Annotated in this window: 26 protein-coding genes; 11 read left to right on the plus strand and 15 right to left on the minus strand. The window is 69.9% G+C overall.

Annotated elements, in window-relative coordinates:
• Positions 1-3: 3 nt before the first annotated feature.
• Genes LCM15_RS17140 through LCM15_RS17170 form a run of 7 tightly spaced genes read right to left on the minus strand, consistent with a single transcriptional unit; the run spans position 4 to position 7,673 of the window.
• Positions 4-1,041, minus strand: coding sequence for a glycosyltransferase family 4 protein (locus LCM15_RS17140; RefSeq protein WP_224858554.1), 1,038 nt, complete (start codon positions 1,039-1,041; stop codon positions 4-6).
• Positions 1,038-2,621 carry an ABC transporter permease gene (locus tag LCM15_RS17145; RefSeq protein WP_224858556.1) on the minus strand — a complete coding sequence of 528 codons (1,584 nt, stop codon included), beginning with the start codon at positions 2,619-2,621 and terminating at the stop codon, positions 1,038-1,040. The genes LCM15_RS17140 and LCM15_RS17145 overlap by 4 nt, the downstream gene beginning before the upstream one ends.
• Positions 2,618-3,415 carry an ABC transporter ATP-binding protein gene (locus tag LCM15_RS17150; RefSeq protein WP_224858558.1) on the minus strand — a complete coding sequence of 266 codons (798 nt, stop codon included), beginning with the start codon at positions 3,413-3,415 and terminating at the stop codon, positions 2,618-2,620. The genes LCM15_RS17145 and LCM15_RS17150 overlap by 4 nt, the downstream gene beginning before the upstream one ends.
• A gap of 11 nt (positions 3,416-3,426) precedes the next feature.
• Complete coding sequence (locus LCM15_RS17155) at positions 3,427-4,416, minus strand: ABC transporter substrate-binding protein (RefSeq protein ID WP_224858560.1); 990 nt, start codon at positions 4,414-4,416, stop codon at positions 3,427-3,429.
• Positions 4,417-4,450: 34 nt separating this feature from the next.
• Positions 4,451-5,380 (minus strand): lysylphosphatidylglycerol synthase transmembrane domain-containing protein, encoded by a 930-nt coding sequence (locus LCM15_RS17160; protein WP_224858562.1) that lies wholly within the window; start codon positions 5,378-5,380, stop codon positions 4,451-4,453.
• Positions 5,377-6,996, minus strand: a complete 1,620-nt coding sequence (locus tag LCM15_RS17165; protein WP_224858564.1) for a sulfatase-like hydrolase/transferase — start codon at positions 6,994-6,996, stop codon at positions 5,377-5,379. Before LCM15_RS17165 ends, LCM15_RS17160 begins: the two co-directional genes overlap by 4 nt.
• The gene (locus LCM15_RS17170) at positions 6,993-7,673 is read right to left on the minus strand and encodes a CDP-alcohol phosphatidyltransferase family protein (RefSeq protein ID WP_224858565.1); all 681 of its coding nucleotides are present in this window, start codon (positions 7,671-7,673) and stop codon (positions 6,993-6,995) included. Before LCM15_RS17170 ends, LCM15_RS17165 begins: the two co-directional genes overlap by 4 nt.
• Before the next feature lie 165 nt (positions 7,674-7,838).
• On the opposite strand from LCM15_RS17170, the gene LCM15_RS17175 reads away from it, so the two are divergent.
• A complete protein-coding gene (locus tag LCM15_RS17175) occupies positions 7,839-8,390 on the plus strand; it encodes a cytochrome b (protein WP_224858566.1) in 552 nt (183 codons plus the stop codon).
• Positions 8,391-8,402: 12 nt separating this feature from the next.
• Here the strand turns inward: LCM15_RS17175 and LCM15_RS17180 are convergent, their stop codons facing one another.
• Positions 8,403-8,918 (minus strand): DUF2478 domain-containing protein, encoded by a 516-nt coding sequence (locus LCM15_RS17180; protein WP_224858567.1) that lies wholly within the window; start codon positions 8,916-8,918, stop codon positions 8,403-8,405.
• 79 nt (positions 8,919-8,997) lie between these two features.
• Here LCM15_RS17180 and LCM15_RS17185 point away from each other — a divergent pair, with 79 nt between their 5' ends.
• Genes LCM15_RS17185 through glp form a run of 4 tightly spaced genes read left to right on the plus strand, consistent with a single transcriptional unit; the run spans position 8,998 to position 13,155 of the window.
• Entirely contained in the window at positions 8,998-9,861 is an 864-nt protein-coding gene (locus LCM15_RS17185; protein ID WP_224858568.1) for a formate dehydrogenase accessory sulfurtransferase FdhD, read from the plus strand.
• Complete coding sequence (gene mobA, locus LCM15_RS17190; protein ID WP_224858569.1) at positions 9,858-10,508, plus strand: molybdenum cofactor guanylyltransferase MobA; 651 nt, start codon at positions 9,858-9,860, stop codon at positions 10,506-10,508. Before LCM15_RS17185 ends, mobA begins: the two co-directional genes overlap by 4 nt.
• Positions 10,505-10,996 (plus strand): molybdopterin-guanine dinucleotide biosynthesis protein B, encoded by a 492-nt coding sequence (mobB, locus tag LCM15_RS17195; RefSeq protein WP_224858570.1) that lies wholly within the window; start codon positions 10,505-10,507, stop codon positions 10,994-10,996. The genes mobA and mobB overlap by 4 nt, the downstream gene beginning before the upstream one ends.
• Entirely contained in the window at positions 10,993-13,155 is a 2,163-nt protein-coding gene (gene glp, locus LCM15_RS17200) for a gephyrin-like molybdotransferase Glp (protein ID WP_224858571.1), read from the plus strand. Before mobB ends, glp begins: the two co-directional genes overlap by 4 nt.
• Positions 13,156-13,163: 8 nt before the next feature.
• Here glp and LCM15_RS17205 read toward each other — a convergent pair whose 3' ends face one another.
• From LCM15_RS17205 to LCM15_RS17235, 7 genes are all read right to left on the minus strand, one after another.
• Entirely contained in the window at positions 13,164-13,427 is a 264-nt protein-coding gene (locus LCM15_RS17205) for a sulfurtransferase TusA family protein (protein WP_224858572.1), read from the minus strand.
• Positions 13,428-13,434: 7 nt separating this feature from the next.
• Positions 13,435-15,378, minus strand: coding sequence for a cache domain-containing protein (locus LCM15_RS17210; protein ID WP_224858574.1), 1,944 nt, complete (start codon positions 15,376-15,378; stop codon positions 13,435-13,437).
• Positions 15,379-15,456: 78 nt separating this feature from the next.
• Positions 15,457-15,951, minus strand: coding sequence for a DUF6505 family protein (locus LCM15_RS17215; RefSeq protein ID WP_224858576.1), 495 nt, complete (start codon positions 15,949-15,951; stop codon positions 15,457-15,459).
• Positions 15,948-16,658 (minus strand): DUF4444 domain-containing protein, encoded by a 711-nt coding sequence (locus LCM15_RS17220; RefSeq protein ID WP_224858578.1) that lies wholly within the window; start codon positions 16,656-16,658, stop codon positions 15,948-15,950. The genes LCM15_RS17215 and LCM15_RS17220 overlap by 4 nt, the downstream gene beginning before the upstream one ends.
• The gene (locus LCM15_RS17225) at positions 16,655-17,719 is read right to left on the minus strand and encodes an Mrp/NBP35 family ATP-binding protein (RefSeq protein ID WP_224858580.1); all 1,065 of its coding nucleotides are present in this window, start codon (positions 17,717-17,719) and stop codon (positions 16,655-16,657) included. The genes LCM15_RS17220 and LCM15_RS17225 overlap by 4 nt, the downstream gene beginning before the upstream one ends.
• 3 nt (positions 17,720-17,722) lie before the next feature.
• A complete protein-coding gene (locus tag LCM15_RS17230) occupies positions 17,723-17,914 on the minus strand; it encodes a DUF6494 family protein (RefSeq protein ID WP_007802728.1) in 192 nt (63 codons plus the stop codon).
• A gap of 23 nt (positions 17,915-17,937) precedes the next feature.
• Entirely contained in the window at positions 17,938-19,884 is a 1,947-nt protein-coding gene (locus tag LCM15_RS17235) for a 4Fe-4S binding protein (protein ID WP_224858581.1), read from the minus strand.
• Positions 19,885-20,258: 374 nt separating this feature from the next.
• Here LCM15_RS17235 and LCM15_RS17240 point away from each other — a divergent pair, with 374 nt between their 5' ends.
• From LCM15_RS17240 to fdh3B, 6 genes are all read left to right on the plus strand, one after another.
• A complete protein-coding gene (locus tag LCM15_RS17240) occupies positions 20,259-20,792 on the plus strand; it encodes a DUF3305 domain-containing protein (protein WP_224858582.1) in 534 nt (177 codons plus the stop codon).
• Positions 20,789-21,430, plus strand: coding sequence for a DUF3306 domain-containing protein (locus LCM15_RS17245; RefSeq protein ID WP_224858583.1), 642 nt, complete (start codon positions 20,789-20,791; stop codon positions 21,428-21,430). The genes LCM15_RS17240 and LCM15_RS17245 overlap by 4 nt, the downstream gene beginning before the upstream one ends.
• A gap of 17 nt (positions 21,431-21,447) precedes the next feature.
• Positions 21,448-22,077 carry a molecular chaperone gene (locus LCM15_RS17250; RefSeq protein ID WP_224858584.1) on the plus strand — a complete coding sequence of 210 codons (630 nt, stop codon included), beginning with the start codon at positions 21,448-21,450 and terminating at the stop codon, positions 22,075-22,077.
• A gap of 50 nt (positions 22,078-22,127) precedes the next feature.
• Positions 22,128-22,322: a twin-arginine translocation pathway signal protein gene (locus LCM15_RS17255; RefSeq protein ID WP_224858585.1), complete on the plus strand. Its 195-nt coding sequence runs from the start codon at positions 22,128-22,130 to the stop codon at positions 22,320-22,322.
• Between the two features lie 122 nt (positions 22,323-22,444).
• Complete coding sequence (locus LCM15_RS17260; RefSeq protein WP_224858586.1) at positions 22,445-25,423, plus strand: formate dehydrogenase subunit alpha; 2,979 nt, start codon at positions 22,445-22,447, stop codon at positions 25,421-25,423.
• A gap of 12 nt (positions 25,424-25,435) precedes the next feature.
• The gene (gene fdh3B, locus LCM15_RS17265; protein ID WP_224858589.1) at positions 25,436-26,029 is read left to right on the plus strand and encodes a formate dehydrogenase FDH3 subunit beta; all 594 of its coding nucleotides are present in this window, start codon (positions 25,436-25,438) and stop codon (positions 26,027-26,029) included.
• Positions 26,030-26,055 lie beyond the last annotated feature (26 nt).

Consider the following 26,055-nt stretch of genomic DNA (forward strand, 5'->3'; position numbering starts at 1 on the left):
CGCTCAAAGCGCGTCGAGGACCCGGCCCATGATCGCCGCAGTCTCCGGCCAGCGCGGCAGCGCGCGGCCTTGCGCGCGCGCCTTCCGGGCCAGCTCCGCGCGCGCCGCGTCATCGCTCAGCAGGTGGCGCAGGTGGCGCGCGAAGGTCTCGGGATCGTCCGGCGGTGCGAGCAGCGCCCCCTGCCCCACCGTGTCGGGCACCGCGCCGCCCGAGCAGGTGACGATGGGCAACCCGTGGCAGAGCGCCTCGGCCAGCGCCATGCCATAGCCCTCGTAGCGGGTGGCCAGCGCAAAGATCCACGCCTCGCGATAGGCCGCCGCCAGCTCCGCGTCGGGCAGCTCTCCGGCCAGCGAGACGCGGCCCGAAAGGCCAGTGTCCGCGATCAGCGCGTGCAGCTCTGCCTCGACCTCCGGGTCGAAGCTCTTGCCGACGATCTGCGCGCTCCAGTCGAGATCGGCTACCCAGGACAGCGCCCGGATCAGCACGTCATGCCCCTTGCGCCGCGCCAGCAGCCCGACGGACAGGATCCGCGGCCCGGCCTCGACGCTGGGAAGGTCGCGCGGCCCGTCATAGCCCGGCAGCGCCACGGTGATCCTGTCCGGATCGGCGCCAAGCGCGGCATAGGTGCGCTTGGTGTGCGGACTGGTCACGACGACCGCCTCGGCATGGCGGATATTAGCGATCTCCTGCGCCAGCAGGTGGCGCGACAGCTCGGGGGCGAGGCCCTGCTCCATACCCATCGGGTGGTGCAGCATCGCCACCACCGGACAGCGCAGCCGCGCCAGATCCGCGGTCTGCATCGCCGCGAAGACCAGCCCGTCGAGGATCAGCGGTTGGTCCGCGGGCAGCGCCCCGAGAACTTCGGCCACCTCCGCCCGCAGCGCCGCATCTTGTTCGGCGCTTGCCGCCTCGGCCGGCAGGCGCACATGCGTCACCGAGCGTCCGGACGCCCGAAGCTCCTCCAGCAGGCGCCGCTGGTAGATGAAGCCGCCGGTCTTCTGGTGATGGTCGCCGGGGATCGCGAAGGCGCAGGCTCTCATCGCGCCAGCTGCTCGGCATTGGTGCGCGACAGCACCCAGCGCTCGAGCGCCCCCACCAGCCCGTGCACGATCACCGCCACCAGCCCGATCAGCGCGATGGCGCTCCACAACATGCCGTAGTCCGAGGTCGACGCCACCGTCGCCATCAGCGCGCCGACGCCGCGCCCGGTGGCCAGCCACTCGGCTGTGGTCACCGCGAGGATCGCCGCCGGGATCGCCATGCGGGCCGAGGCGAAGAACGCCGGCAGCATGGCGGGAAGCTGCGCCCCGAGCATCCGCCGCCAGCGCTCCGCGGCATAGACCTCGAACAGGTCGAGCACCGCGCGGGGCGTACGCGCCAGCCCGTGCAGGCAGGCCACCAGGGTGGGGAAGAAGATCATCACCGCCACCACCGCGATGGTGCCTGCCGCGCCGCGCCCCAGCGCCCAGACGATCAGCGGCGCGGTGGCGACGATGGGGATCGAGCGCAGCGCGATTGCCACCGGCATGGTGAGCGACGCGGCGCGCGGCGCCAGCGTCAGCACAACCGCCAGCCCCGCCCCGAACGCCAGCCCGGCCACGTATCCCGGCGCGGTGAAGCTCAGCGTCTCGGCCATCGCGCCCAGCAACTTGGCGCGATGCGCCTCTGCCCCCGGCCCGCTGACCATGTAGGCCCAGACATCCTCCGGCCGCTTGGCAAAGAACCGCGGCAGCGCGAAAAGCTCCATCGCGCCCTTCCAGAGCGCCAGCGTCACCACCAGCGCCAGCAGCGCCTCCCCCGGCCCCCGCCAGCGGCTCTGCCTTGCCTCCACCGGCGACGCCAGGAGCACCTGCGGCGGGGCGAGATCCAGCCTGCGCCCGGCCCAGCCCACCGCGGCGAAGGCCAGCACCGAGACCGCCGAGGCGATGACCGCGATCGACCACGTGGCCGGCAGGTCGAGCGCCCGCAGCGCCCGCACGGTTAGCACGCCGAGGCCGCGCTCGGCGCCGGTGAACTCGCCCACCATGGCCCCGAGAAAGGCCGCCGGTGCGGCGATCTGCAAGCCCGCCACGAGATAGGGCAGCGCCGCCGGCAGCCGCACCTCGCGCAGCGCCACCATGCGCCCGCGCCCATAGCTGCGCACGAGGTCGAACCAGCCCTGCGGCGCGGCGCGCAGCCCGACCAGAACCGGCAGGAAGGTGGTGTAATAGACCGCCAGCGCCGCCAGCGTGACCTGCGGCCCTTCGCCCGGGCCAAAGAGCACCCGCAGGATCGGCCCGGTCGCCACCAGCGGCAGGCAGAACACCAGCAGCGCCAGCGTAGCGACCAGCCGCTCGGCCCGCGGCAACAGCACCACCAGCAGCGCCATCAGCACGCCCGCGAGGTTGCCCCAGACGAAGCCGCGGACCGCCGCCCAGAGCGTGACCGCGAAGGCGCGCCAGAGCAACCCGGCATGGTCGGTCATGTGCGCGACGATGGCGCTCGGCGCGGCGATGAAGAAGCTCTGCGCCGTCAGCCGCGCGATGGCTTCCCACGCGATGAGGGCCAGCAGCAGCGCGATCAACGCACCGCCCGGCAGGCGGGCGGCAAGTCGGCCCCGCTGTGCCAGAGCACCACTCATTGCGCCGCGAGCCGGCTCGGCTCCTGCCCGTCGCGCAGCGCCGCCGAGACCTGCCCACAGATCTCGCGGAACGCCTCGGAGGCCAGCACCACGCCATCGCGCGGGCGCGGCAGGTCGACGGGGATGTCGGCGGCGATGCGCGCCGGGCGCGGGCTCAGCACGAGGATGCGGTCGGCCAGCCGCACCGCCTCGGCCACCGAGTGGGTCACCAGCACCGAGGTCGCCCCGTGCGCCTCCCAGAGCGCGGGCAGCTCGGCGTTGAGCCGGTCGCGGGTCAGTTCGTCGAGCGCGCCGAACGGCTCGTCGAGCAACAGCAACTCCGGCGCGCTGGCCATCGCCCGGGCAATCGCCGCGCGCTGACGCATCCCGCCCGATAGCTCCGCCGGACGCCGCGCCTCGAAGCCCTTCAGCCCGACCAGATTGATCAGGTCAGACACCGCACCGGCATCCCGCGGGCGGCGCGCCAGCGAGCGGCCAAGCGCCACGTTTCCGGCCACCGTGCGCCACGGCAGGAGTGCCGCGTCCTGAAACGCGACCGACAGCGCGGCGCGCTTGCGAAGGTCGTCCGGGGTTTCGTCGCCGATGCGGATTTCGCCAGAGGAGGGCCGCTCGAGCCCCGCGATCAGACGCAGCAGCGTGGACTTGCCACAGCCCGACGGACCGACCAGCGCGGTCATGCTGCCGCCCGCGAGCTGAAGGTCGAGCGGTGCCACCGCCGGGATCTCGCCGCCCGGCGCGCCGAAGCTCTTCGAGACCCCGGTCAGCCGGATGTCGGGGCGGCGCGCGTCAGGCATTGATGCGTCCCTCAGCCATGCACCTCTTCCAGGATCGAGCGGTCCCAGAGATCGGCGCTCACCGGCTTGCCCAGCAGCTCCAGCGTCTCGATATTGGCCGCTACGGTCTCGTCGGTGAACCAGCCGAAGCCCTCGGCCTCCGTCAGGTCGGAGAACATAAGCGGCACCTGCCGCTCGGCCTGCAGCCTCTGCGTCTCGGGATCGAGCCCGGCATCGGGGAACATCTCGACCGTCAGCGCGGCGGCGGCGGCGGGGTCGGCCTTGTAGTCCTGCCAGCCCATGACCTCGCCCTTCATCAGCGCCACCAGTTCATCGCGGCGGTTGGCGAGGCTGTCCTCGGTGGCGATATAGGTCTGCGAATGCACCGCGTAGCCGTGATCGGCGAGCAGCATGGTGACGTTGTCGATGCCCTGGATCTCCATCGCCACCGGCAGGTCGGTGGCCCAGCACAGCAGGCAGTCGACCTGCCCCTGCACCAGCGGCGCCGGGTCGTACTGCGTCGGCACCACCTCGATGGCGTCGATGTCGACATCGTTGATCGCGCACAGCGCCTCGAGCACCGGCATGTTGGCCAGCGCCATGCCGATCTTCTTGCCGACCAGATCGGCGGGGCTGTTCACCGGGTTCTCGGCCAGCGAGGCGATGGCGAAGGGGTTCTTCTGCATCGCCACGCCGATGATCTTGAACGGCGCGCCCTGATTGACCGCCGCGGCGGTATAGTCGGCCGCCGAGATGCCCACGAGCGCGGTGCCCGCGACCACCGGCGGCTCGACCGGCGCGTTGGGCCCGCCCGGCAGCAGCGAGACCTCAAGCCCGTTGTCGCTCCAGTAGCCCTTGTCCTGCGCGATGTAGCTGCCGCCGAACTGCACCGAATGCAGCCACGAGAGCTGGAAGTTCACCGCCTCCTGCGCCCGGGCGCTGCGCGGCAGGATTAGGCCCGCGGTGGCGGTGGTGAGCGCGCCGCCAAGGAACAGGCGGCGTGTGGGGGTGCGAAACGTCATGGCGAAGGTCCTCCCGGTTTTTCAGAAGATTAGGTTATTCCGACGGCGAAGCAATCTTTCCGCTGTTCCGCCCCTCCGCGTGGCCGGTGCGTTGCAGGAAGAATGCCCCGGGCAGGGCAGAGAGCAGCATGGCGATGCCGAAGGCGATGCTGGCGGCGATCCCTGCCTCGGCCCCCGGCCCCGCCATGGCAAAGAGGCTCGCCGCCGCGCCCTCGCGCCAGCCCCATCCGGCGACCGAGGCCGGCAAAAGCATGGCGGTCAGGATCAGCGGCACGATCAGCAGCGCCGTGGCGGGGGCCAGCGCGCTGCCGGTGGCGCGGGCGGCAAGGGCGAAGCCCGCCACGGTGAGCAGCGCCACCAGCACCGACAGCGCGCCCTGCACCGGCCAGCGCCTCAGCAAAGCTTCGCGTATGGCCAAGCGCCAGCCATCCTCGCGCCCTCCCGCGCGGCCAAGCGCCAGCGGCACCGCCCCGAGCAGCAACGCCACGAGGAACGCCATTGGCAGCCACGCGACGACCGGCAGCGCGCTGGCGGCGGGAAGCACCCGGTGTGGCGCCGCGACGAGCAGCAGCAGGCCCAGCACCGACACCAGCGCCATCCCCGCCTGCCCCGACGCGCGCTCGAGCACCACCGCCTGCGCGGCGCGGCGCATCGGCCCGCCCTTGCGACTGCGCATCGCCCGCGCGGCATCGCCCAGCACGCCGCCCGGCAGGGTCTGGTTGACGAACTGCGCGAGGTAATACTCCCGCACCGCCTCGCCCGCGCCCAGGGGCAGGCTCAGGGCCGTCGCCGTGAGCTTCCAGCGCAGCGCCGACAGCAGCGTCACCGCGTTGAGCAGCACGACCGCGCCGATGAACCAGCCGACCGACAGGCCCGAGAGCCGCTCCAGCACCGCGCGCCCGTCGGCCAGCCACAGGCACAGCGCGATCAGCGCCAGCGGCACGAGCAGCCGCAGCACCCTCACGAGCCGCCCTCCGTCTCTCGGCTCGTGGCCTCGAGAAAGCGGTCGCGGAAGGCGCTCATCGGCCAGCTTTGCAGCGCAGGATCGGGCGTCAGGCCAGAGCTCCAGCCCCAGCCCTCGAACAGCGCGACCGCCTCGGGCGGCCCGATCAGGTGCACCGGCACGTCCATGCCGCCGTGCTGCGACACGAAACCCGCCGCCTGATGGTCGCCCAGCACGATCAGCAGCGGCTGGCGTTCGCGCGGCAGCGCGGCCCAGCTCAGGACCGTCTCGATGGAATAGTCGAGCGCCCGCCCGTACTGGTCGCGGATGCTGTCGCGGTCGGCCCAGACCTCGCCCGGGCTAGGCCCCGCCACCGCCTGCGCGTCGAAGACGCTGCCGTCGCCCACCGCGTCCCACGGCACCATCTCGGCCACCGGCGTCCACGGTGCATGGCTCGAGATCAGCGCGATCTCGGTGAGCCGCGGCGCGCCCGGCGGCGCCAGCCGGTCATAGGCCGAAAGCGTGTACTGGTCGGGCATGGTCACCCAGTTGTAGGGGAGGCCCGCATAGCCCAGATCTGCCGCCGCCAGCACCGTCTCGAAGCCAAGCTGCGGCCCTTCGGGCCACGGCATCACGATGGCCGGCGCCACCGCCACGCTCTGATAGCCCGCCTGCCGCGCCAGCGTGAACAGGGTCTTGCGGTCGCTCGTGAGCAGCGCGCGGTAGCGTGTCTGGTCGCTGACGTCGAGGCCGGAGACCAGCGAGGCGTGCGCCAGCCAGCTCTGCCCGCCCATCACCGGCGAGCGCAGCCAGCCCGAGCGCGCCTCGAGCCCTGCCTGCCTCAGCGCCGCCTCGCCCGACGCCAAAGTCTCGGCGTGGCGGGCGGCATAAAGCGGATTGTCATAGGCGGCACGGCCATAGCTTTCGACGAAGACGATCACCACGTCGCGCCCGCCAAGCTGCGCCAGCAGCCCGCCCTGCCCGTCCCACGGGTCTGTTCGGGAGGCGAGCCGGAAGGCGGTCAGCGCGGTGCGCGCGCGGCGGAAATCGCGCAGGTGTTCCGCGGCAAGCCGCGAGGTGAAGGCGGCGCCCGGCGGGTTCCAGCCCTGCCAGCCATTGAGCGCTGTGCGGATCTCTGCCGCCGAGAGGCCGGCGAAGACCAACGCGACGATCCCCGCCGCGAGGCGCGCGGGCCGCGAAAGGCGGCTGCCCGTGCGCGCCCAAAGTGCGAGCGCCAGGAAGAGCAGCCAGGCGACGGCGGCGAGCGCGAGCACCAGCAACGCTCCCAGAAGTGCTGTGCCGAGAACACCGATGCTCCCGGACAGCAGATGCAGCCCGGCGGGCAGCAGGTGCAGGTCGGCAACCGGATCGTAGCTGCGCGCGAAGGCCGTATAGACCCCGAAATCCGCGAGCTTCACCAGCACCATGACCAGCAGCGCCAGCGCTGCCACCAGCGCCAGCCCCGTCGCCCGTCGCCCCAGCGCCAGCAGCCCCAAGAGCAGCACCGGAAGTTCGAGCGGCACCAGCCGCAGCGCGCCCCAGCCGAGGGCGGCCGGATGGTTGGGCTGGATCAGCACCAGATCGATCAGCAGCGCGGAGGCGAAGAGCCCGAGGGCCAGCCGCGCGCCGCCGCTCAACGCGGCCTCGCCAGCCAGAGCACATCTGCGGCGAAGGACCAAGTCAGCAGTGCCAGCGCGACGAGCGCGATGACGATGCTCACCGGGGGCACCACAACCGGCGCGAGCAGCACCACCAGCGCGCCGATCTGGATCACGCAGACCAGCTTGCGCCGAAAGCGCTGCGGCAGCGGCGCCGCCAGCCAAGGCAGCGGGTACGACGCCAGAACGAAGAGATAGCGCATCCCGCCAAGCAGCAGCACCCACGGCCCCGCCGCGCCGCTCTGCCAGACCACGGCGGAGAGCAGCAGCGCAAAGACCGCGTCGACCTCCATGTCGAAGCGTGCGCCCCATGGCCCCGCCAGCCCGGCGCGGCGCGCCAGCGGCCCGTCCAGCCCGTCGAGCGCCAGCGTCGCGAGCGCGAGGCCGAAGATCGCCCAACCCGTCGCGCCCTCGGTGAGCTCGGGGCGCAGCAGCGGCACCAGCATCAGCGCCGCCAGCGCCATCCGGCCCAGGGTCAGGGCGTTGGCGTATCCCAGTTGCGGCGCCCGCCAGTGGCGCTGCAGACAAAGCGCCACCACGCCCGCGCCGAGACCGAAGCCCAGCACCGGCGTCAGCATCGGCACGCCCGCCAGAAGCGCGGCCCCGAACAGCAGCGCGGCGGCGAACGCCCCGGTCAGCACGAGAAGCGCTGCCACGGGCGCTCTCCCGGCGGGGCCGGCGTCGTTTGGAGGACTGGGGGCGTGGCTCATGTGCATTTGAAATGAAGTGTCCCGGACGAACCTGCTGTCAAGATGAGCGCTGTTTACCGGTCGGTGCGGTTGATGTAATCCTGTATAGAACCGCTCAGGGAGGAGAGAGCATTGGCGCCCCTGTCCGAGGTCCCACCCGCGCGCTATCCGCGCCTGTCCCGGCTGCTGCACTGGCTGACGGCGGTGCTGGTGCTCAGCACCATTCCCGCCGGGCTGATCATGGTGCAGGAGGGGCTGTCGCGTGCACTGCAGGACAGCCTGTTCCTCTATCACAAGAACATCGGCCCGGTGATCCTGATCCTCGTGGTGCTGCGCCTCGTGGTCCGCTTTCTGAGGCCGGCCCCGCCCCTGCCCGCAAGCCTCCCGCGCCTGCAGGCGGTCGCGGCCGAGGCGGTGCACGGGCTGCTCTACCTGACCCTCATCGTGATGGTGGTGTCCGGCATCCTCCGGGTTCAGGCCGGCGGCTTTCCGATGGAATTCTGGGACCCGCTCATCGGCGGCATGGTGGCCAAGAGCGAACCCTTGGCCGACAGCGCCAAGGCGGTGCACCACTATGCCCATTACCTCATCATCGCGCTGGTCGTGGCCCATATCGGCGCCGCTGCGATGCACGGCCTGATCAAGCGCGACGGCGTGTTCAGCCGCATGTGGCCCCCGGCCTGAGGCCTTGCGCGCTCAGGCCGCGGCGGCCTCGCCGATGCGGGCGCGGCACCAGTCGGTGACCGCCTCGACATCGGTCGGCAGAGGCTCGGCCAGCTCCTCGGCGAAGGCAAGGAAGCCCTCGAGATTGGCCTGATTGACCGCGACCAGCACCGGCACGCCGGCGCCAAGCGCCTCGGCGATCACCGGGCGGAAGCCGCGCCCGTCGAGCTCCTGCTTGCCGAACTTGTTGACCAGCAGCAGCGCCGCGCCCTTGTCGAGCCCGGCGCTGACCAGCCCGACCACCCGCTCGAGCCCCTGCGGATCGAGCCGGCAGCCGCGCGACAGCGCCCCCAGATCCTGGCTGATGCGGACCACGTCGGTGCCGCTCAGCACCTCGAGATCCATGTGGCACTTGGTGGTCGGCCCGGTCTCGATGTTGTGCTGCACCGCGCCTGCAAGCGGCAGCCCGTCGGCGCGCAGGCGCTGCGCCACCTCGCGCATCACGCTGTCGACCTCGCCACGGCCGAGGCCCGTCACGTATCCAAGCATCCCCATCCCCTTGCAACTGGTCGGAGCACGTTACAAGATGCCCGGCGCACAGGCCAGAGGAGGCAAGACAATCCAACCGATGCCAGACTTGCCGCTGCTTCCCGATCCCGCCGACCCGCGCCTCACCAGGCGCATCTCGGGCACCGACCAGACCGGCGCACCGACCGAGATCGCGGTGGTCGAAGAACGCCCGCTGACGATCTATCTCAACCGTCAGGAAATCGTCACCGCGATGACCATCGGCGACCATCCCGAGTACCTCGCGCTGGGGTTCCTTCGCAATCAGGGCATGTTGCGCCCCGACGACGTGGTGACCGGCGTGGATTACGACGACGAGATCGAGACCGTGGTGGTCCGCACCGAGCGCGAGACCTCGTACGAGGAGAAGGTGCAGAAGAAGACCCGCACATCGGGATGCGCCGTGGGCACCGTGTTCGGCGACATGATGGAGGGGCTCGAGGGGCTGACCCTGCCCGACGCGCAGGTGCGCAGCTCGTGGCTCTATGCGCTGGCGAAGGAGATCAACACCACGCCGTCGCTCTATCTCGAGGCCGGCGCGATCCATGGCACGGTGCTGTGCCAAGGCGACCGGCCGCTGGTCTACATGGAGGATGTCGGGCGCCATAACGCCGTCGACAAGATCTCGGGGTTCATGTTCCGCCATGATGTCGCGGCGCAGGACAAGATCCTCTACACCACCGGGCGGCTGACCTCGGAAATGGTGATCAAGACGGCGCTCATGGGCATCCCGGTGCTGGCCTCGCGCTCGGGCTTCACCGCCTGGGGGGTCGAGATCGCCCGGCAGGTCGGGCTCACCCTGATCGGACGGATGCGCGGCCAACGCTTCGTCTGCCTGTCCGGCGAGGCGCGGCTGCTGCGCGATGTCGATCCCGCAAGTGTGCCCGACGAAGACCGCAAGTCGCGCCGGAAGGCCGCCGAATGAGCCGCGCGCTGCAACAGCCCCTCGGCGTGATCCTCGCCGGTGGCCTCGCCACGCGCATGGGTGGCGGCGACAAGGGCCTGCTCGAGATCGGCGGCGCACCGCTCCTGCAGCGGGTGATCGACCGGCTGGAGCCGCAGGTGGCCGGGGTGGCGCTCAACGCCAACGGCGATGCGAACCGCTTCGCGGGCTACGGCCTGCCGGTGCTGCCCGACAGCATCGCGGGCTTCCCGGGGCCGCTGGCAGGCGTGCTGGCGGGGCTCGACTGGGCGGCGGAACAGGGCGCCGACAGCATCGTGACGGTGGCCGCCGACACGCCGTTCTTCCCCTGCGATCTGGTGCCGCACCTGCTGCTCGCCGCCGAGGACGCGCCGCATCCGCTGGCGCTGGCCTGCACGCCGCGCTCTGGCGAGGAGGCGCTGAAATCCGGCGGCGGCAAACGTCTCAACCGCCACCCCACCTTCGGCCTCTGGCCGGTGGCGCTCGCCGACGACCTGCGCGCAGCACTCGGCGAGGGCCTGCGCAAGGTGGTGCTCTGGACCGACCGGCACGGCGCCGGCGAGGCGCTGTTCCCCGCCGAGCCGTTCGATCCGTTCTTCAACGTCAACACGCCCGAGGATCTGGCCCGCGCCCGCGAGCTCGCCTCATGAGGATCTACGGCGTCACCGGCAGCAAGAACTGCGGCAAGACCGGGCTGATGGAGCGGCTCGTGGCCGAGATCTGCGCGCGCGGCCTGACGGTCTCGACCGTCAAGCACGCCCATCACAGCACCGATGTCGACCAGCCGGGGCGCGACAGCTTCCGCCACCGCGAGGCCGGCGCCGGCGAGGTGCTGCTCGCCTCGCCCAACCGCTGGGCGCTGATGCACGAACTGCGCGGCGCGCCCGAGCCGCCGCTGTCGGAGCTGCTGGCCAAGCTCGCGCCGGTCGATCTGATCCTGATCGAGGGCTACAAGCGCGACCCGCATCCGAAGATCGAGGCACACCGCGCCGAGACCGGCAAGCCGCTGCTCTCGCCCGACAATCCCAGCATCCGCGCGCTTGCCGCCGACAGCGCGGTCGAGTCCGCCCTGCCGCGCTTCGATCTCGACGACACACGCGGCATCGCCGATTTCATCCTGCGCGAGGTGGGGCTGTGAGTTTCGACACCATCGTGGTGGTGGACTGGTCCGGGGCCTCGTCGCCCTCGCCCGCGAAACCCTCGAAGGACGCCATCTGGATCGGCGTCGCCCGCCGCGGCGCGGCAGAGGTCGCCACCAGCTACCACCGCACCCGCCACGACGCGACCGAGACGCTCGCCACGCTGTTCGAGGCGGAGCGCGCCGAAGGGCGCCGGGTGCTGGCGGGGTTCGACTTCCCCTTCGGCTATCCGCGCGGCTTCGCCGAAGCGGTCAGCGGCCAGGCCGACCCTATGGCGCTCTGGCGAGTCATCAGCGACCTCATCGGGGATGCGGCGGACAATGCCAACAACCGCTTCGAGGTCGCCGCCGATCTCAATGACCTGTTCCCCGGCATCGGCCCCTTCTGGGGCTGCCCCGACAGCCTTGGCGACCCGCGCCTGCCCAGCAAGGGCACCGTGCGCCACGGCCACGGCATGTCCGAGCGCCGCGCATGCGACCGGACCAAGGGCGCGCAGCCGGTCTGGAAGCTCTTCACCACCGGCTCCGTCGGCTCGCAGGCGCTGCTTGGCATCGCCCGGCTGCAATCCCTACGCGACCGCTTCGGTGCCGATCTCGCCGTGCGCCCGTTCGAGCGTCACGATGCGCCCATCACCCTTGTCGAGCTTTTCCCCTCGCTCATCGCCCCGACCGTGGAGGCGCTGGCGGAAGAGAACGAAATCAAGGATCGCGCGCAGGTCCGCATCCCTGCCGCAGCCCTGGCGCAGCTCGAGCCGCGCCAGCTTGACGCCATGACCCGAGAGGGCGACGCCGAAGAGGGCTGGATCCTTGGCCTCGGCCACGAAACCCTGCTCGAAAGCGCCGCCCGTGCCGCGCTCGCCACGCCCGACCTGTTGGAAGACATGCCCAAGACCGACCTGATGCCGCCCCGCCTCCGCGACGACTGCTTTGCCATGCCGCAGGGGGTGAGCTGGGTGCCGGTGGGTGACGCGCTCGACAAGCTGCGCGATGCCCTGCACCCGGTGACCGGTCTCGAGACCCTGCCCACCGCCCGCGCCGCGGGCCGGGTGCTGGCGGCGGATGTGGTGGCGAAACGCTCGAACCCGCCGATGCCCAACTCGGCAGTGGACGGCTACGGGTTTGCCCACGGGACCACGGGCGCGGGCGTGCAGCGCCTGCCGCTGGTGGCGGGGCGCGCCGCCGCGGGCCAGCCCTACCCGCACGCGGTGCCGCCGGGCCATGCCATCCGCATCCTGACCGGCGCGATCCTGCCCGAGGGCGTCGACACCGTGGTGCTCGAGGAAGACACCAATACCGACGCCACCACCGTGGTCTTCGACGGCCCCGTCAAGCCCCGCGCCAACACCCGCAAGGATGGCGAGGACGTCGCCGCAGGCGCCCCCGCCCTGCCCAAGGGCCGTCGCCTGCGCGCGCCCGATCTGGCGCTGGCCTCGGCGCTCGGCATCGGCGAGCTGCCGGTGCACCGCCCGCTGCGGGTGGGCGTCGTCTCGACCGGCGACGAGATCGTCTCCGCCCCCGACCGCCCCGCCGCACCGCACCAGATCTGGGACGCCAACCGCCCGATGCTGCTGGCGCTGGCCTCGGGCTGGCACTGCGAGGCGGTGGATCTCGGCCACGTGCCGGACGATCCCGAGCAGATCGCCGCACGGCTCGGCGAGGGCGCGCGCAAGGCCGACGTGATCCTGACCTCGGGCGGCGCTTCGGCGGGCGACGAGGACCACGTCTCGGCCCTGTTGCGCCAGCGCGGCACGCTCTCGAGCTGGCGCATCGCGCTGAAGCCGGGGCGCCCTCTGGCGCTGGCGATGTGGGACGGCACGCCGGTCTTCGGCCTGCCGGGCAACCCGGTGGCCGCACTGGTCTGCGCGCTGATCTTTGCCCGCCCGGCGCTGTCGCTGATGGCGGGCGCCGGCTGGACCGCGCCGCAGGGCTTCACCGTTCCGGCGGCGTTTTCCAAGCGCAAGAAGCCGGGCCGCCGCGAATACCTGCGCGCGCGGCTCACCGCAGACGGCGCGGCAGAGGTCTTCGCCTCGGAAGGCTCGGGCCGGATCAGCGGGCTGTCATGGGCCGACGGTCTGGTGGAACTGCCCGACGCGGCGGTAGAGGTCACTCCCGGCACGCCGGTGCGCTACATCCCCTACGCGTCCTTCGGGCTGATCTGAGGCGGCGCTCAGGCCTTGCGGATCAGGTAGACCTGCGCGCCCTCGGCCTCCGAGGCGCCGAGGAAGGCGTGGCCGCTCTCGGTGCAGAAATGCGGCACGTCGATCACCGCCGCCGGGTCGGTGGCGACGAGGCGCAGCACCTGTCCGCTCTGCATGCCCTGCAGGCGTTTGCGCGCCTTCAGCACGGGAAGCGGGCAAAGCAGCCCGCGGGCGTCGAGTTCGTGATCCCAGTCCATGACCATCAGATAGGCGCCCCCCGCGCCGCTGTCCATAGCGCCCCTAGGCGACCGGCAGCCAGACGGTGAACACCGCCCCTCCCTCCGGCGCGTTGCCCGCGGTGATGATCCCGCCCGCGCCCTGCACGATGCTTTGTGAGATCGACAGGCCGAGCCCGGTGCCCTCGCCGCGGCGCGTCGTGAAGAACGGATCGAAGAGCGATCCGAGAGCCTCTTCGGCGATCCCCGGCCCGCTGTCGCGCACCGTCAGCACGACCCCCGCGACGCCCTCGCGGGTCTCTTCGCCAAGGCTCAGCCAGAGACGTCCGCGCCCGCTCATCGCCTGCGCGGCGTTGAGGATCAGGTTGATCGCCACCTGCTGCATCTCGCCGGCATCGATCGCCACGGGCGGCAGCTCCGGCAGATCGGTGAGCACCTCGATGGCGCCCTTGCTCAGCGCGTGGTCGACCAGCATCAGCGAGTCCTCCACCACCGGCGCCAGAGCCACCGTCTCGGCGCAGTCGGAATAGTCGGAGGGCTGCGCGAATTTCAGCAGCTTGCCGACGATCGCTTCCATCCGCATCACCTGCCGGTCGATCAGCGTGAGCTCGGTCTCGACCCGGGCCGCCTCGGCGCCCAGCTCCATGCGGATCACGTCGACATTGCCCTGGATGACCGCCATCGGGTTGTTGATCTCATGCGCGACCCCGGCGGTGATCTCGCCGATGGCGGCGAGCTTCTCGCTCATCACCAGCTGCCGGAAAGTCTGTTCGAGCTTGGCATTGGCCTCGCGCAGTTCGGCGGTGCGTGTGTCGACCCGGTCCTCCAGCTCTTCGGCCCAGGCGCGCAGCTTGAGGTCGCGGTCCTGTACCTGGTCGAGCAGATCGTCGAGATGCCCCGCCACCTGCCCGATCTCGTCGCGCGCGCCGACCGGACCGATGCGCGCCGCGAGGTTGCCGCGCCCGACGCGGCGCATGGTCTGGGTCATGCGCTCGAGCGGCGCGAAGATGCCCTTGGCCAGCCACAGGAAGACCGGCGCCGAGAGCAGCAGGACCGCCGCGAAGGCCGCCATCATCCAGAGGTAGGCATCCCGCTTGGCCTGCGTGAAGGGCGCCTCCAGCATCCCCACGTAAAGCATCCCCACCCGCTCGCCGAAGCTGTCGGTCAGGGGCAGGTAGCCCGAGATATACCAGTCGTTGACGACAAACGCCCGGTCGAGCCAGGTCTGCCCCTCGTCGAGCACCACCTTCCGCACCGAGGCGGAGACCCGCGTGCCGAGCGCCCGCACGTCCTCGAACAGCCGCACGTTGGTCGAGATCCGCACGTCGTCGAGAAACAACGTCGCGGTGCCCTGCCGCGTGCCGCCGGTGACCGGGTTGAGATAGACCAGCGCGTTGATGGCGTCGATGAAGCCGAGATTGCCGTTGAGCAGGATGCCCCCGACCAGCACGCCCTCGTGCCCCGGAAGCCGCACCGGGCTGGCGGCGTGCACCACCATGCCGCGATCCTCGACCTGCCGGTCGGTGGGCACCGCGGCGGTTGTCTCGATCAGGTCGATGCGGGCGCGGGTCTCGAGATCCCCCGGCAGCGCCGCCAGCATCTCGGAGGGGAAGATGTCGATGGCGGTCCGGGCACGGCCCTGCCGGGCGGCCTCGATCACCGGCCAGCGCGCGCCTGCGGTGTCGTCGTTGCCGGACGGCAGGAAATAGAGGAAGTCGAGCCCGAGCTCGCGGCGCTTGGCATCGAGAAACCGCGCATCCGGCCCGTCGCCCTCAAGCGCTGCATCGAAGGCCAGCGACTCGGCCACGCCGGTCAGTTCCTCGCCGGTGCGGGTCATCAACTGCGACAGGTACTGTTCGGCGATGCGCAGGTCGCTTTGCACGTTCGCGGCAAGAACCTTGTCGTAATCGCCGGTCCAGCGCGTCATGCCGAGCAGAAGCAGCAGCGGCATCAGCAGCACCAGCGGCGCCAGCGCGAGGATCAGCAGGCGCAGGCGAACGGTGGTCATCGGGCAGCGATCCTCGGGCGGGTCCTGAAGCTCATCGGGGCCGAGCCTAGCACGGCCCCGTCGCGCGGTCAGCGCGGATCAGTGATGATGCGGCTCATCGTCGAGCGAGCCGTGGATGGCGAACTGCTCAAGCCCGGCGTCGCTCGATTCAATCACCCGGTAGGCCTCGCGCACGCCGGACCCGGTGAGCTCGCGCGCCACGGTCAGCAGGGTGTTGGGCGCGTGATCCTCGCAAAGCTCGATCATCTGGCCGATCTCCTCCTGCGCCACGGGTCGGGCGGCCTCGGCGGAGGGGGCGCCGTAATAGGTGACGAAGTGCTCTGCCAGTAGGTCGGTCAGCGCCTCGCGCTCGGCCGGCTCCAGTGCGGTGACGGCCACGAAAGTCGCGCGGCCAAAGGTCTCGAGCCCGAGCCAGCCATTGGCAAAGGCCTGCCGCGGCTTGCCGGTCAGGTCGCCCTCGGTCCAGTTGGAGAACTCGAACCCGCCCGAGATGCACCACTCGCCGGTGCGGGCGGGCGAGGCATAGACGCGCGTGTCGCTCTCGTCGAAATGGATGGCGCGGGCAAGCTTCATGGGGCGGGCTCCAGAACGGTCGTCAGCGGAATGAGATGGGTGGTCTCGCCGTCACGCAGCAACATGCCGAAATCCTCGTCGACGCCGAGGAAGGTGCCGGTGCGGCCGTCGCGGGTAATCTCTTCGCCCATGTCCTGCGCCAGACCGCGCCACTCGGAATGCAGCGCGCGGCTGCCCTCGTCATCCCAGCGGTTGATCCAGTTGAGGCTGTGCCGTGCCCAGGCCTCGATCAGGGCGTGCGGCGCAACCTCGGCGCAGCCCTCGGCATAGAGCGAGGTCTGGTCGGGCGTATCGCCGGGGCGGTCGCTGGCGGGGATCAGCGGCAGGGTGAAGCCGATGACCAGCCAGTCGGGCACTTGGGCCGGGTCGGTGGTGGACGCCATCGCCCGGAAGCGTCCGCAGGCGGCACCGTTGACGCGGATGCCGCCATCCCAGTCGAGATGCACCGCGACCTCGGGCGGGGCCAGCACGCCAAGCGCGTTCTGGAACCCCACACCGCAGAGCGGCAGCATCGCCATGGCCTGCGCCAGCGGCACCTCGGGGGCGAAGACCAGCGCCGCCTGCGCCACGCTGGCGCTGACGCGATGGGCTACGAGGCCCGCGTCGCAGCCCAGCAGCGCCCGCTGGCAGGCGTGGTCGAAGGCATCGGTCGACACCGCCTCGCCCCAGAGCAGCGGCGGAAAGGCCAGTGCCTCGGCCTCGCTCATGCCACCCCCTTCGCCACCAGCGCGGCGGCGACATCGTGAAACGCCTTGGCCTGCCCGCTGTCGGGCTGGCTCACCACGATCGGCGCGCCGCCGTCGGAGGCGAGGCGGATCTGCAGGTCGAGCGGGATCTCGGCGAGAAGCGGCACGCCGAGCTTGGCCGCCTCGGAGGCGACGCCGCCATGGCCGAAGACATGCTCCTCGTGGCCGCAGGCCGAGCAGATATGCGTCGACATGTTCTCGATCATGCCGAGCAGAGGCACGTTGAGCTGCTTGAACATGTCGATGCCCTTGCGCGCATCCAGAAGCGCCACGTCCTGCGGCGTCGAGACCACGATGGCCCCGTCGACCTGCGCCTTCTGGCTCAGCGTCATCTGCACGTCGCCGGTGCCGGGCGGCAGGTCGACCAGAAGCACGTCGAGCGCGCCCCACTGCACCTGCATCATCATCTGCTGCAGCGCGCCCATCAGCATCGGTCCGCGCCAGACCACCGCCTGATCGTCATTGGTCATCAGGCCGATCGACATCATCGTGACGCCGTGATTGCGCAGCGGCAGGATGGTCTTGCCGTCGGGGCTCGCCGGGCGGCCCGAGACGCCGAGCATCCGCGGCTGGCTCGGCCCGTAGACATCGGCATCGAGCAGACCCACGCGGCGGCCCTGCTGCGCCAGCGCACAGGCGAGGTTCGACGACACGGTCGACTTGCCGACCCCGCCCTTGCCGCTGGCAATGGCGATGATGTGGTTGACGCCGGGGATCTTCTGCGGCCCCTGCGGCTCGGCCTTGCGGGTGCGCAGCTCCGGCGGCGCCTTCTCGGTGTGGCCGGTCATCACGATCGACACGCCGGTGACACCCTCGGTGGCCTTCAGCGCGGCCTCGGCCTCGTCCTTGATCTTGGTGTAGGCGGTGCTGGCGCTCGGCGGGATCTCCATGACGAAGCGCACGGCGCCGGCCTCGTCGACGTTCAGCGCGCGGACCACGCCGCTCGACAGGATATCGCCGCCCGCGACCGGGTCGGCGATGTTCTTCAGGACGGTCTGAACCGTCTCTCTGCTGGCTGGCAAGGTTTACTCCTGTCCCTTGATCTCGCCGTCGACCTCGTGGGTCAGACCAAGCTCTTCGATGGTCACCACCGCCTTCACCTTGAAGGTCTTGCCGGCAGTGTCCTGCTCGCGCATGGCCTCTTCGATGGCCTGCTGCGAGGTGACGCCCACCTGCTTGAGGAACTTGCGCATGGACATGTTGAAATCGTCGCTCATATCGGCCTCCCGTTGTGGCGCACTCAGTGGTCGCGCCGCTTGCTGAGATAATCGTCCGTGGTGCGCGGACGCCGCGGCTCGCCCACCGCGAAGGGGTTGTTGTGGGAATGATACTGCGCGTTGACGCGACAGTCGTCACACATCTGGATCATCCGCAGCTTGTCGCCGTCGAACATCGGATGGGCCTGAAGCTTTTCGGTGATCCGGTCAATGGTCGATTTCACCCCGAAGAGCGTGCCGCACTCGACGCAGGCGAAGGGCTCTTCCTCGTTGAGCACCTTCTGGTCGAAGGCCTCGTCGGTGAGCAGCAGCCGCGGCTCGTAGGCGATGGCGTCCTCGGGGCAGACATTGGCGCAGAGCCCGCATTGCAGGCAGGCATCCTCCTGGAAGCGCAGCTGCGGCAGATCCGGGTTGTCGCCAAGCGCGCCCGAGGGGCAGAGCGAGACGCAGGACAGGCACAGCGTGCAGGCGTCCTGATCCACCAGCACCGCACCGTAGGGCGCGCCTTCGGGCAGCGCGAGGCTTTCGGCCTCGGGATGCAGGGCGCGCGCCGCCTGCCGGGTGATCTGGCGCCTTGTGCCCAGCGGGCGCACCGGCGTGGCGACCGGCGCGGGGGTCTCTTCGCCGTAAAGCGCCGCCGACATGGCGTCGGGGTCGGGCGTGTCGAGCAGCCTGACCTTGCCCCCGCCGCTGATCGCGTTCGAGAGCGCCACCTGCGTCTCGAGCGCCGGCAGATCGGCGCCCGGTCCGGGCAGCAGCGTCACCGAGGCGAAGCCCGCGGCAAGCGCCGCGACCGTCTCGGCATGGCCGAAGGCGCCGATGGCGCGGATCTCGAACGGGATCACGTCCGCCGGCAGCCCGTCGCCGTGGCGGGCCGACAGCCGGACCATCTCGGCCCCGTGGGCGTCGTGCACCAGAAGGCGCGGCGCGGTCCCTCCGGCCTCGAGATAGGTCTTGGCCAGCGTCTGCACCCGGCGGAAGGTCAGGTCCACCGGCGGCGCGTCGTAGCTGATCGCGCCCGAGGGACAGGCCGAGGAACAGGCGCCACACCCGGCGCAGATCATCGGATCGACGCTCACGTGCTCGCCATCGGGCGAGATCGCGCCGGTCGGGCAGAGATCGAGGCAGGCGGTGCAGCCGACCTGCCCGGCCCGGCTATGGGCGCAGAGCAGCGGCTCGGTGCGCACGTAGAGCGGCTTTTCAAAGGTGCCCACGAGATGCGAGGCCGCCATCACCGCCGCGGCCACCGCCTGCGGGCGGCCCGGATCGGCGCGCAGGTAGCCTTCGCGCTTCTCATGGGCCGGGAACAGCGGCGCGTCGCGGCGCAGATCGAGGATCACGTCGCACTCCGAGAGGCCGCCGTCGCGCGGCTCGGTCAGGGTAAAGCTGCCGCGCCCGCCCGGCTCGATCATGCGCAGCGCGTCGATGGTCACGCGGAACTGGCCGAGCGCGCCCTGCGCTTTGCGCAGCCGCCCCGTCACCACGTCATAGGCGCGGGTATCGGGCAGGTCGTCGACGCTTTCTAGCAGCACCGTGACGCCCAGATGCGGCGCGAGCTGCGCCGCCGCCTCGAGCGCCACACCCGGCGCGCCGAGGATCAGGCACAGACCCTCCGAGATCACGTCGAGCGATTTCTCCGGCGCCGCGGGTAGCATCGCCTCCGCCGCCAATGCGGACATTTTGGGTAGTTTGGACGCCTCGTCTGCGCTCCACCCGGCCCGGTCGCGCAGGTCGAGGAGCGGCGCGGGCTCGAGCTCGAGTTCCGCGGCAAGCGCCTCGAAGGTGCGGGACTCCTGGGTGCAGCAGAGCACGACATTACCTTGCGTCAACCCCTTTGCCGCAAGCTCGATCTGGGTGGTGCAGAGCGCCTTGCAAGGGGGGGTCACCTCGAATCCCGTGGCCTCGGACAACGCCTTGGCGTCGATCGACTGGGAGCCCAAGCAATCGCATGTTATCAAGGTCTTGGTCATCATGTCCTTCCTGATGGGCGCGGCGTTTTCCGGCCCCTCATCGCGCGGTTCGCCCGTTAGCTACCCTCGATTCGCCGCGCGGCTCAACTCAAATCCCCGCGCGGAATTCCGCCAACGCTGCGCGGCCGGGCGGCTGCCTCGCAAGGGTGATTCGGATGCTGCGCCGCGGCACCTTTCCCAAGAAAAACACTCGGATTGGACAGTCTGTCCCTGCACGCCGACCACCCCTGCCCCACCTGCCCAAATTGTCCCGGAACGAACAAAGAATACCGCCGTGCACCGATTGCCCCTTTCGCGAGGCACGCCACGTGCTTCAATCAGGACGGAGGAGAAGAAGGTTCATCGTGACTGCGTACCCGAGTAATGACCAATACATGCCCGTGGGTGTCGTGCTGCGCCGCACGCCCGGGGTCACTCGCTGGGCGAAGTACGCTTGGCGGGCGGTCGCCGTGCTGCCGGGCGCCGGCGAGGCCAACTGGCGCGAGCTGCGCCGCGAAGGCGAGGCGGTCGAGTACCACGCCGCGACCCTTTCGCTGGAGCTCTACCGCGCCGAGACCGAGGCCTACCTGCACGGCATCACCGCCCGCGAGCCCAGCATCTATGTCGTGATGCGCAAGATCATCGGAGAGCACCCGTTCGAGATCGTCCTCGTCACCGCGTCACCCTACGAGGCGCAGGATTACTGCGACAGCGGTGAGGACGTGGTCGAGAAGGTGCCGATGCCGCAAGGCCTTCTGGCCTGGGTCGGCGATTTCGTCGAGCGTCACCACGAGGACGAGGAATTCGTCAAGCGCCGCCGCAAGAACGCCAAGGTCGACGGCGCGCAGGACGGGATCGGCGATCCGCGCATCGTCAAGCCGGCCGACATCTACGCCTCGCCCTCGCTGAAACGGGGGCGGCTGCAATGAGAGATTTTTGGTCCCGCAGGAAGGCCGCCGTCGAGGCCGAGCAGAAGGCCGAGGCCGATGCCCGGCTCGAGACGCAGCGCGCCGAGCAGGAAGCCCAGCTCGCCGAGCGCAGCGACGAGGAGCTGCTCGCCGAGGCCGGCCTGCCACTGCCCGAAGACGTCACCGACGGCGAGATGGTGCAGAAGTTCCTCAGGTCGCAACTGCCCCGGCGGCTGAAGAACCGCGCCCTGCGGACGCTGTGGCGCTCGAACCCGGTGCTGGCCTGCCTCGACGGTCTGAACGATTACGACACCGACTTCACCTTCGTCACCCCGGCGGCGGACTTCAAGACGACCTATCAGGTCGGCAAGGGCCTGCTGGCGCATCTCGAGTACGTCGCCAAGGGGGCAGCCGCGGACGAGGCGGCAGAGCCCTCGCCCGAAGAAGCCGCGGTGCTTGCCGCCGAGACCACCTCGCTGCGCGCGCCCGAAACGCTGGGCCCCACCCGCGAGGCGCAGCCCGAGATCCCGCCGCTCGAGGTGCCTGCCGCCGAGACCGCGGCGCCCGAGATCGCCCAAATCGACACCCCTCCCGAAGAGGAAGATAGCGTGCTCCCGGCCACCGCCCGCCGCATGCGCTTCCACTTCGAGGCCAGCTGATGACGGACCCGACCACCATGAGTGCAGCCCCCGACCTGACCACAGATGCGAAACCGGCCCACAGGATCGCCGAAGAGGATCGGCTGCGTGCCGATCTCTACAACTTCCTCGGCCTGATCCTGTCGCGGCCCGCCGATCAGGGCCTGATCGACCAGTGCGCCGGCCTCAGCGGCGACGCCAGCCCGGTGGGCGAGGCGGTGACCACGCTCGCCAAGGTGGCGAAGATCTCCAAGCCCGCCGCGGTCGAGAGCGAGTACAACCGCCTGTTCATCGGCCTCGGCCGGGGCGAGCTGCTGCCCTACGCGTCCTACTACCTGACCGGCTTTCTCAACGAGAAGCCGCTGGCGCAGCTGCGTCAGGACATGACGGCGCGCGGCCTCGCCCGTGCCGAGAACGTGTTCGAACCCGAGGACAACATCGCCTCCCTGATGGAGATGATGGGCGCGATGATCGTCGGCCGCTTCGGGGTGCCCGCGACGCTGGGCCAGCAGAAGACGTTCTTCAACAAGCATATCGGCCCTTGGGCCGCGCATTTCTTTTCGGATCTCGAGGGCGCCAAGAACTCGGTCTTCTATGCCCCGGTCGGACGTCTCGGCCGGGCCTTCATGGAGATCGAGTCCGAGGCGTTCCGGATGAGCGCGGAGTGATCCGCACCCCGGCGGGCGACCGCCACAACCAAGAGAGAGGAGGTCTCTCAATGACGCGGAAAGACGATGCGGCCAAGAGCCGCCGCGACTTCCTGAAACTGGCCTCGACCGGTGCGCCGCTTGCGGCGGTTGCCGTCGCCACCACCGGCGGCACCGAGGCCGAGGCCGCCGAGCCCGACCTGGCATCGTCCAAGATCCAGGACACCGCGCATACCCGCGCCTACTACGCCGCCGCCCGGTTCTGACCGGACGCCGGCTTTCCCGCCAAGGACGACTGGTTGCGTGACGCCCGACTGTCCAAGGCACATTTAACGCCAAGCAAGCGAGGCACCATGCGGGGGCCGAGCACGCAAGGGGAGTGAGAAACATGTTGAGGAAAAAGACCAACGGGGTTGCGCGACGCCCCCAGCGGACAAGTATCCTTTCCGAGGTGTCCAACGCCTCGGTTGACCGCCGCGCCTTCCTGCGCGGCTCGGGTCTGGCGATCGGCGGGCTTGCGGCTGTGGCCGCGACCGGCGGTACCGTGACCCAGGCCACTGCCGCGACCGCGGCCACCGGCGACGTGAAGCGGGTCAAATCCGTCTGCACCCACTGCTCGGTCGGCTGTACCGTCGAGGCAGAGGTTCAGGGCGGCGTCTGGATCGGGCAGGAGCCCGGCTGGGACAGCCCGTTCAACCTCGGCGCACACTGCGCCAAGGGCGCCTCGGTGCGCGAGCACGCGCATGGCGAGCGCCGCCTGAAGTACCCCATGAAGAAGGTGGGCGGCGAATGGCAGCGCATCTCGTGGGAACAGGCCATCAACGAGATCGGCGACCAGATGCTGTCGATCCGCGACAGCTCGGGCCCGGACTCGGTGTACTGGCTGGGCTCGGCCAAGCACTCGAATGAGCAGGCCTACCTGTTCCGCAAGTTCGCCGCCTACTGGGGCACGAACAACGTGGATCACCAGGCCCGGATCTGCCACTCGACCACCGTGGCCGGGGTTGCCAACACATGGGGCTACGGCGCCATGACCAACTCCTACAACGACATCCACAACAGCCGTGCGATCTTCATCATCGGCGGCAACCCCGCCGAGGCGCACCCGGTGTCGCTGCAGCACGTGCTGAAGGCCAAGGAGCAGAACAACGCGCCGCTGATCGTTTGCGATCCGCGCTTCACCCGCACCGCCGCCCACGCGGACGAGTACGTCCGCTTCCGTCCGGGCTCGGACGTGGCGCTGGTCTGGGGCCTGCTGTGGCACATCTTCGAAAACGGCTGGGAAGATCGCGACTTCATCCGCAGCCGCGTCTGGGGCATGGACGAGATCCGCACCGAGATCGCCAACTGGACGCCCGACGAGGTCGAGCGCGTCACCGGCGTGCCGGGCAGCCAGCTCGAGCGCGTGGCGCGGACGCTGGCCAACAACCGTCCGGGCACCGTGATCTGGTGCATGGGCGGCACCCAGCACACCAACGGCAACAACAACACCCGCGCCTACTGCATCCTGCAGCTTGCGCTTGGCAACATGGGCACCGCCGGCGGCGGCACCAACATCTTCCGCGGCCATGACAACGTGCAGGGCGCGACCGACCTCGGCGTGCTCGCCGACACGCTGCCGGGCTATTACGGCCTGACCGCGGGTGCATGGGCACACTGGGCGCGCGTCTGGGGTGAAGACCTCGACTGGCTCAAGTCCCGCTTTGCCATGCTGAAAGGCAAGGACGGCAAGGACAAGGAGATGATGGGTCTGACCGGCATCCCCGTGTCGCGCTGGATCGACGGCGTGCTCGAGGCCAAGGACAACCTCGAACAGCCCGACAACACCCGCGCGATGGTGTTCTGGGGCCACGCCCCGAACTCGCAGACCCGCCTGAAGGAAATGAAAACGGCGATGGAGAAGCTCGACCTGCTGGTCGTGGTCGACCCCTACCCCACCGTCTCGGCGATCCTGCACGACCGGACCGACAACACCTACCTTCTGCCGGCCTCGACCCAGTTCGAGACCTACGGCTCGGTGACGGCGTCGAACCGGTCGCTGCAGTGGCGCGAGAAGGTGGTCGAGCCGCTCTTCGAGTCGCTTCCCGATCACATCATCATGCACAAGTTCGCCACCAAGTTCGGCTTTGCGGATCGCCTGTTCCGCAACATCGAGGTGAATGGCGAGGAGCCGCTGATCGAGGATCTGACCCGCGAGTTCAACAAGGGCATGTGGACCGTCGGCTATACCGGCCAGTCGCCGGAACGGCTCAAGATGCACATGGAGAACCAGCACACCTTCGACCGCACCACGCTGCGCGCCAACGGTGGGCCGGCGGACGGGGACTTCTACGGGATGCCGTGGCCCTGCTGGGGCACCGCAGACATGAAGCACCCGGGCTCTGCCAACCTCTATGACATCTCGCTTCCGGTGGCGCAGGGCGGCCTGCCGTTCCGGGCCCGCTACGGCGTCGAGCGCAATGGCGAGAACCTTCTCGCCGAGGGCTCCTACACCGTCGGTTCCGAGATCGAGGACGGCTATCCCGAGTTCACCATGCAGATGCTCATCGATCTGGGCTGGGACGGCGATCTCACGGCCTACGAGCGGCGCATGATTGAATGGGTTGCCGGCTACATCGACGCCCGTCCCGAGACCGACACGGACCTCGGCGAGCAATCGCAGACCGGCCCGTACCCCTCGGACTTCACCGAGGCGATCGGTGGCGTGAACTGGAAGACCGACCTTTCCGGCGGCATCCAGCGCGTGGCGATCAAGCATGGCTGCGCCCCCTACGGCAACGCCAAGGCCCGCTGCGTGGTCTGGACCTTCCCGGACCCGGTCCCGGTGCACCGCGAGCCGCTCTACACCAACCGCCGCGATCTCGTGGAGGACTACCCGACCTACGAAGACAAAACCTTCTGGCGGGTGCCGACCATGTACGCGTCGATCCAGAAGAACGACTTCTCGAAGGACTACCCGATCATCCTCACCTCCGGCCGTCTGGTCGAATACGAGGGTGGCGGCGACGAGACCCGGTCGAACCCGTGGCTCGCCGAGCTTCAGCAGAACATGTTCGTCGAGATCAACCCGCGTGACGCCAACAACATCGGCGTGCGCGACGGGGCGGATGTCTGGGTCGAAGGCCCCGAGGGCGGCAAGGTCAAGGTCATGGCCATGGTCACCCCGCGGGTGGGCGAGGGCGTTGCCTTCATGCCGTTCCACTTCGGCGGCCACTTCGAAGGTGTCGACCAGCGATCGAAATACCCCGACGGGGCAGACCCGATCGTGCTGGGCGAATCCACCAACACTGCGCAGACCTATGGCTACGACTCCGTCACCCAGATGCAGGAGACCAAAGCCACCCTCTGCAAGATCATGCCGGCGTAAGGAGAGCGAGACATGGCACGAGCTAAATTCCTCTGCGATGCCGAACGCTGCATCGAGTGCAACGCCTGCGTCACCGCGTGCAAGAACGAGCACGAGGTGCCGTGGGGCATCAACCGCCGACGGGTGGTGACCATTCAGGACGGCCAGCCGGGCGAACGCTCGATCTCGGTCGCCTGCATGCACTGCTCGGACGCGCCCTGCATGGCCGTCTGTCCTGTCGACTGCTTCTACCAGACCGAAGACGGTGTGGTGCTGCACTCCAAGGACCTGTGCATCGGTTGCGGCTACTGCTTCTACGCGTGCCCCTTCGGCGCGCCGCAGTATCCGCAGGCGGGCAACTTCGGTTCGCGCGGCAAAATGGACAAGTGCACCTTCTGCGCCGGTGGCCCGGAAGAGAACAACTCCGCCGCCGAGTTCCAGAAGTACGGGCGCAACCGGATCGCGGAAGGCAAACTGCCGATCTGCGCCGAGATGTGCTCGACCAAGGCCCTGCTGGCGGGCGACGGCGACGAAGTGTCGTCGATCTACCGCGAACGCGTGGTCGCACGGGGCTTCGGCTCCGGCGCCTGGGGCTGGGGCACCGCCTACGACGAAAAGGCCAACTGAGGCCGGACGACCGGCGGGCCTTCGGG

It is taken from the genome of Salipiger bermudensis (assembly GCF_020171625.1).
In the GTDB taxonomy this organism is placed as follows: Bacteria; Pseudomonadota; Alphaproteobacteria; order Rhodobacterales; family Rhodobacteraceae; genus Salipiger; species Salipiger bermudensis_B.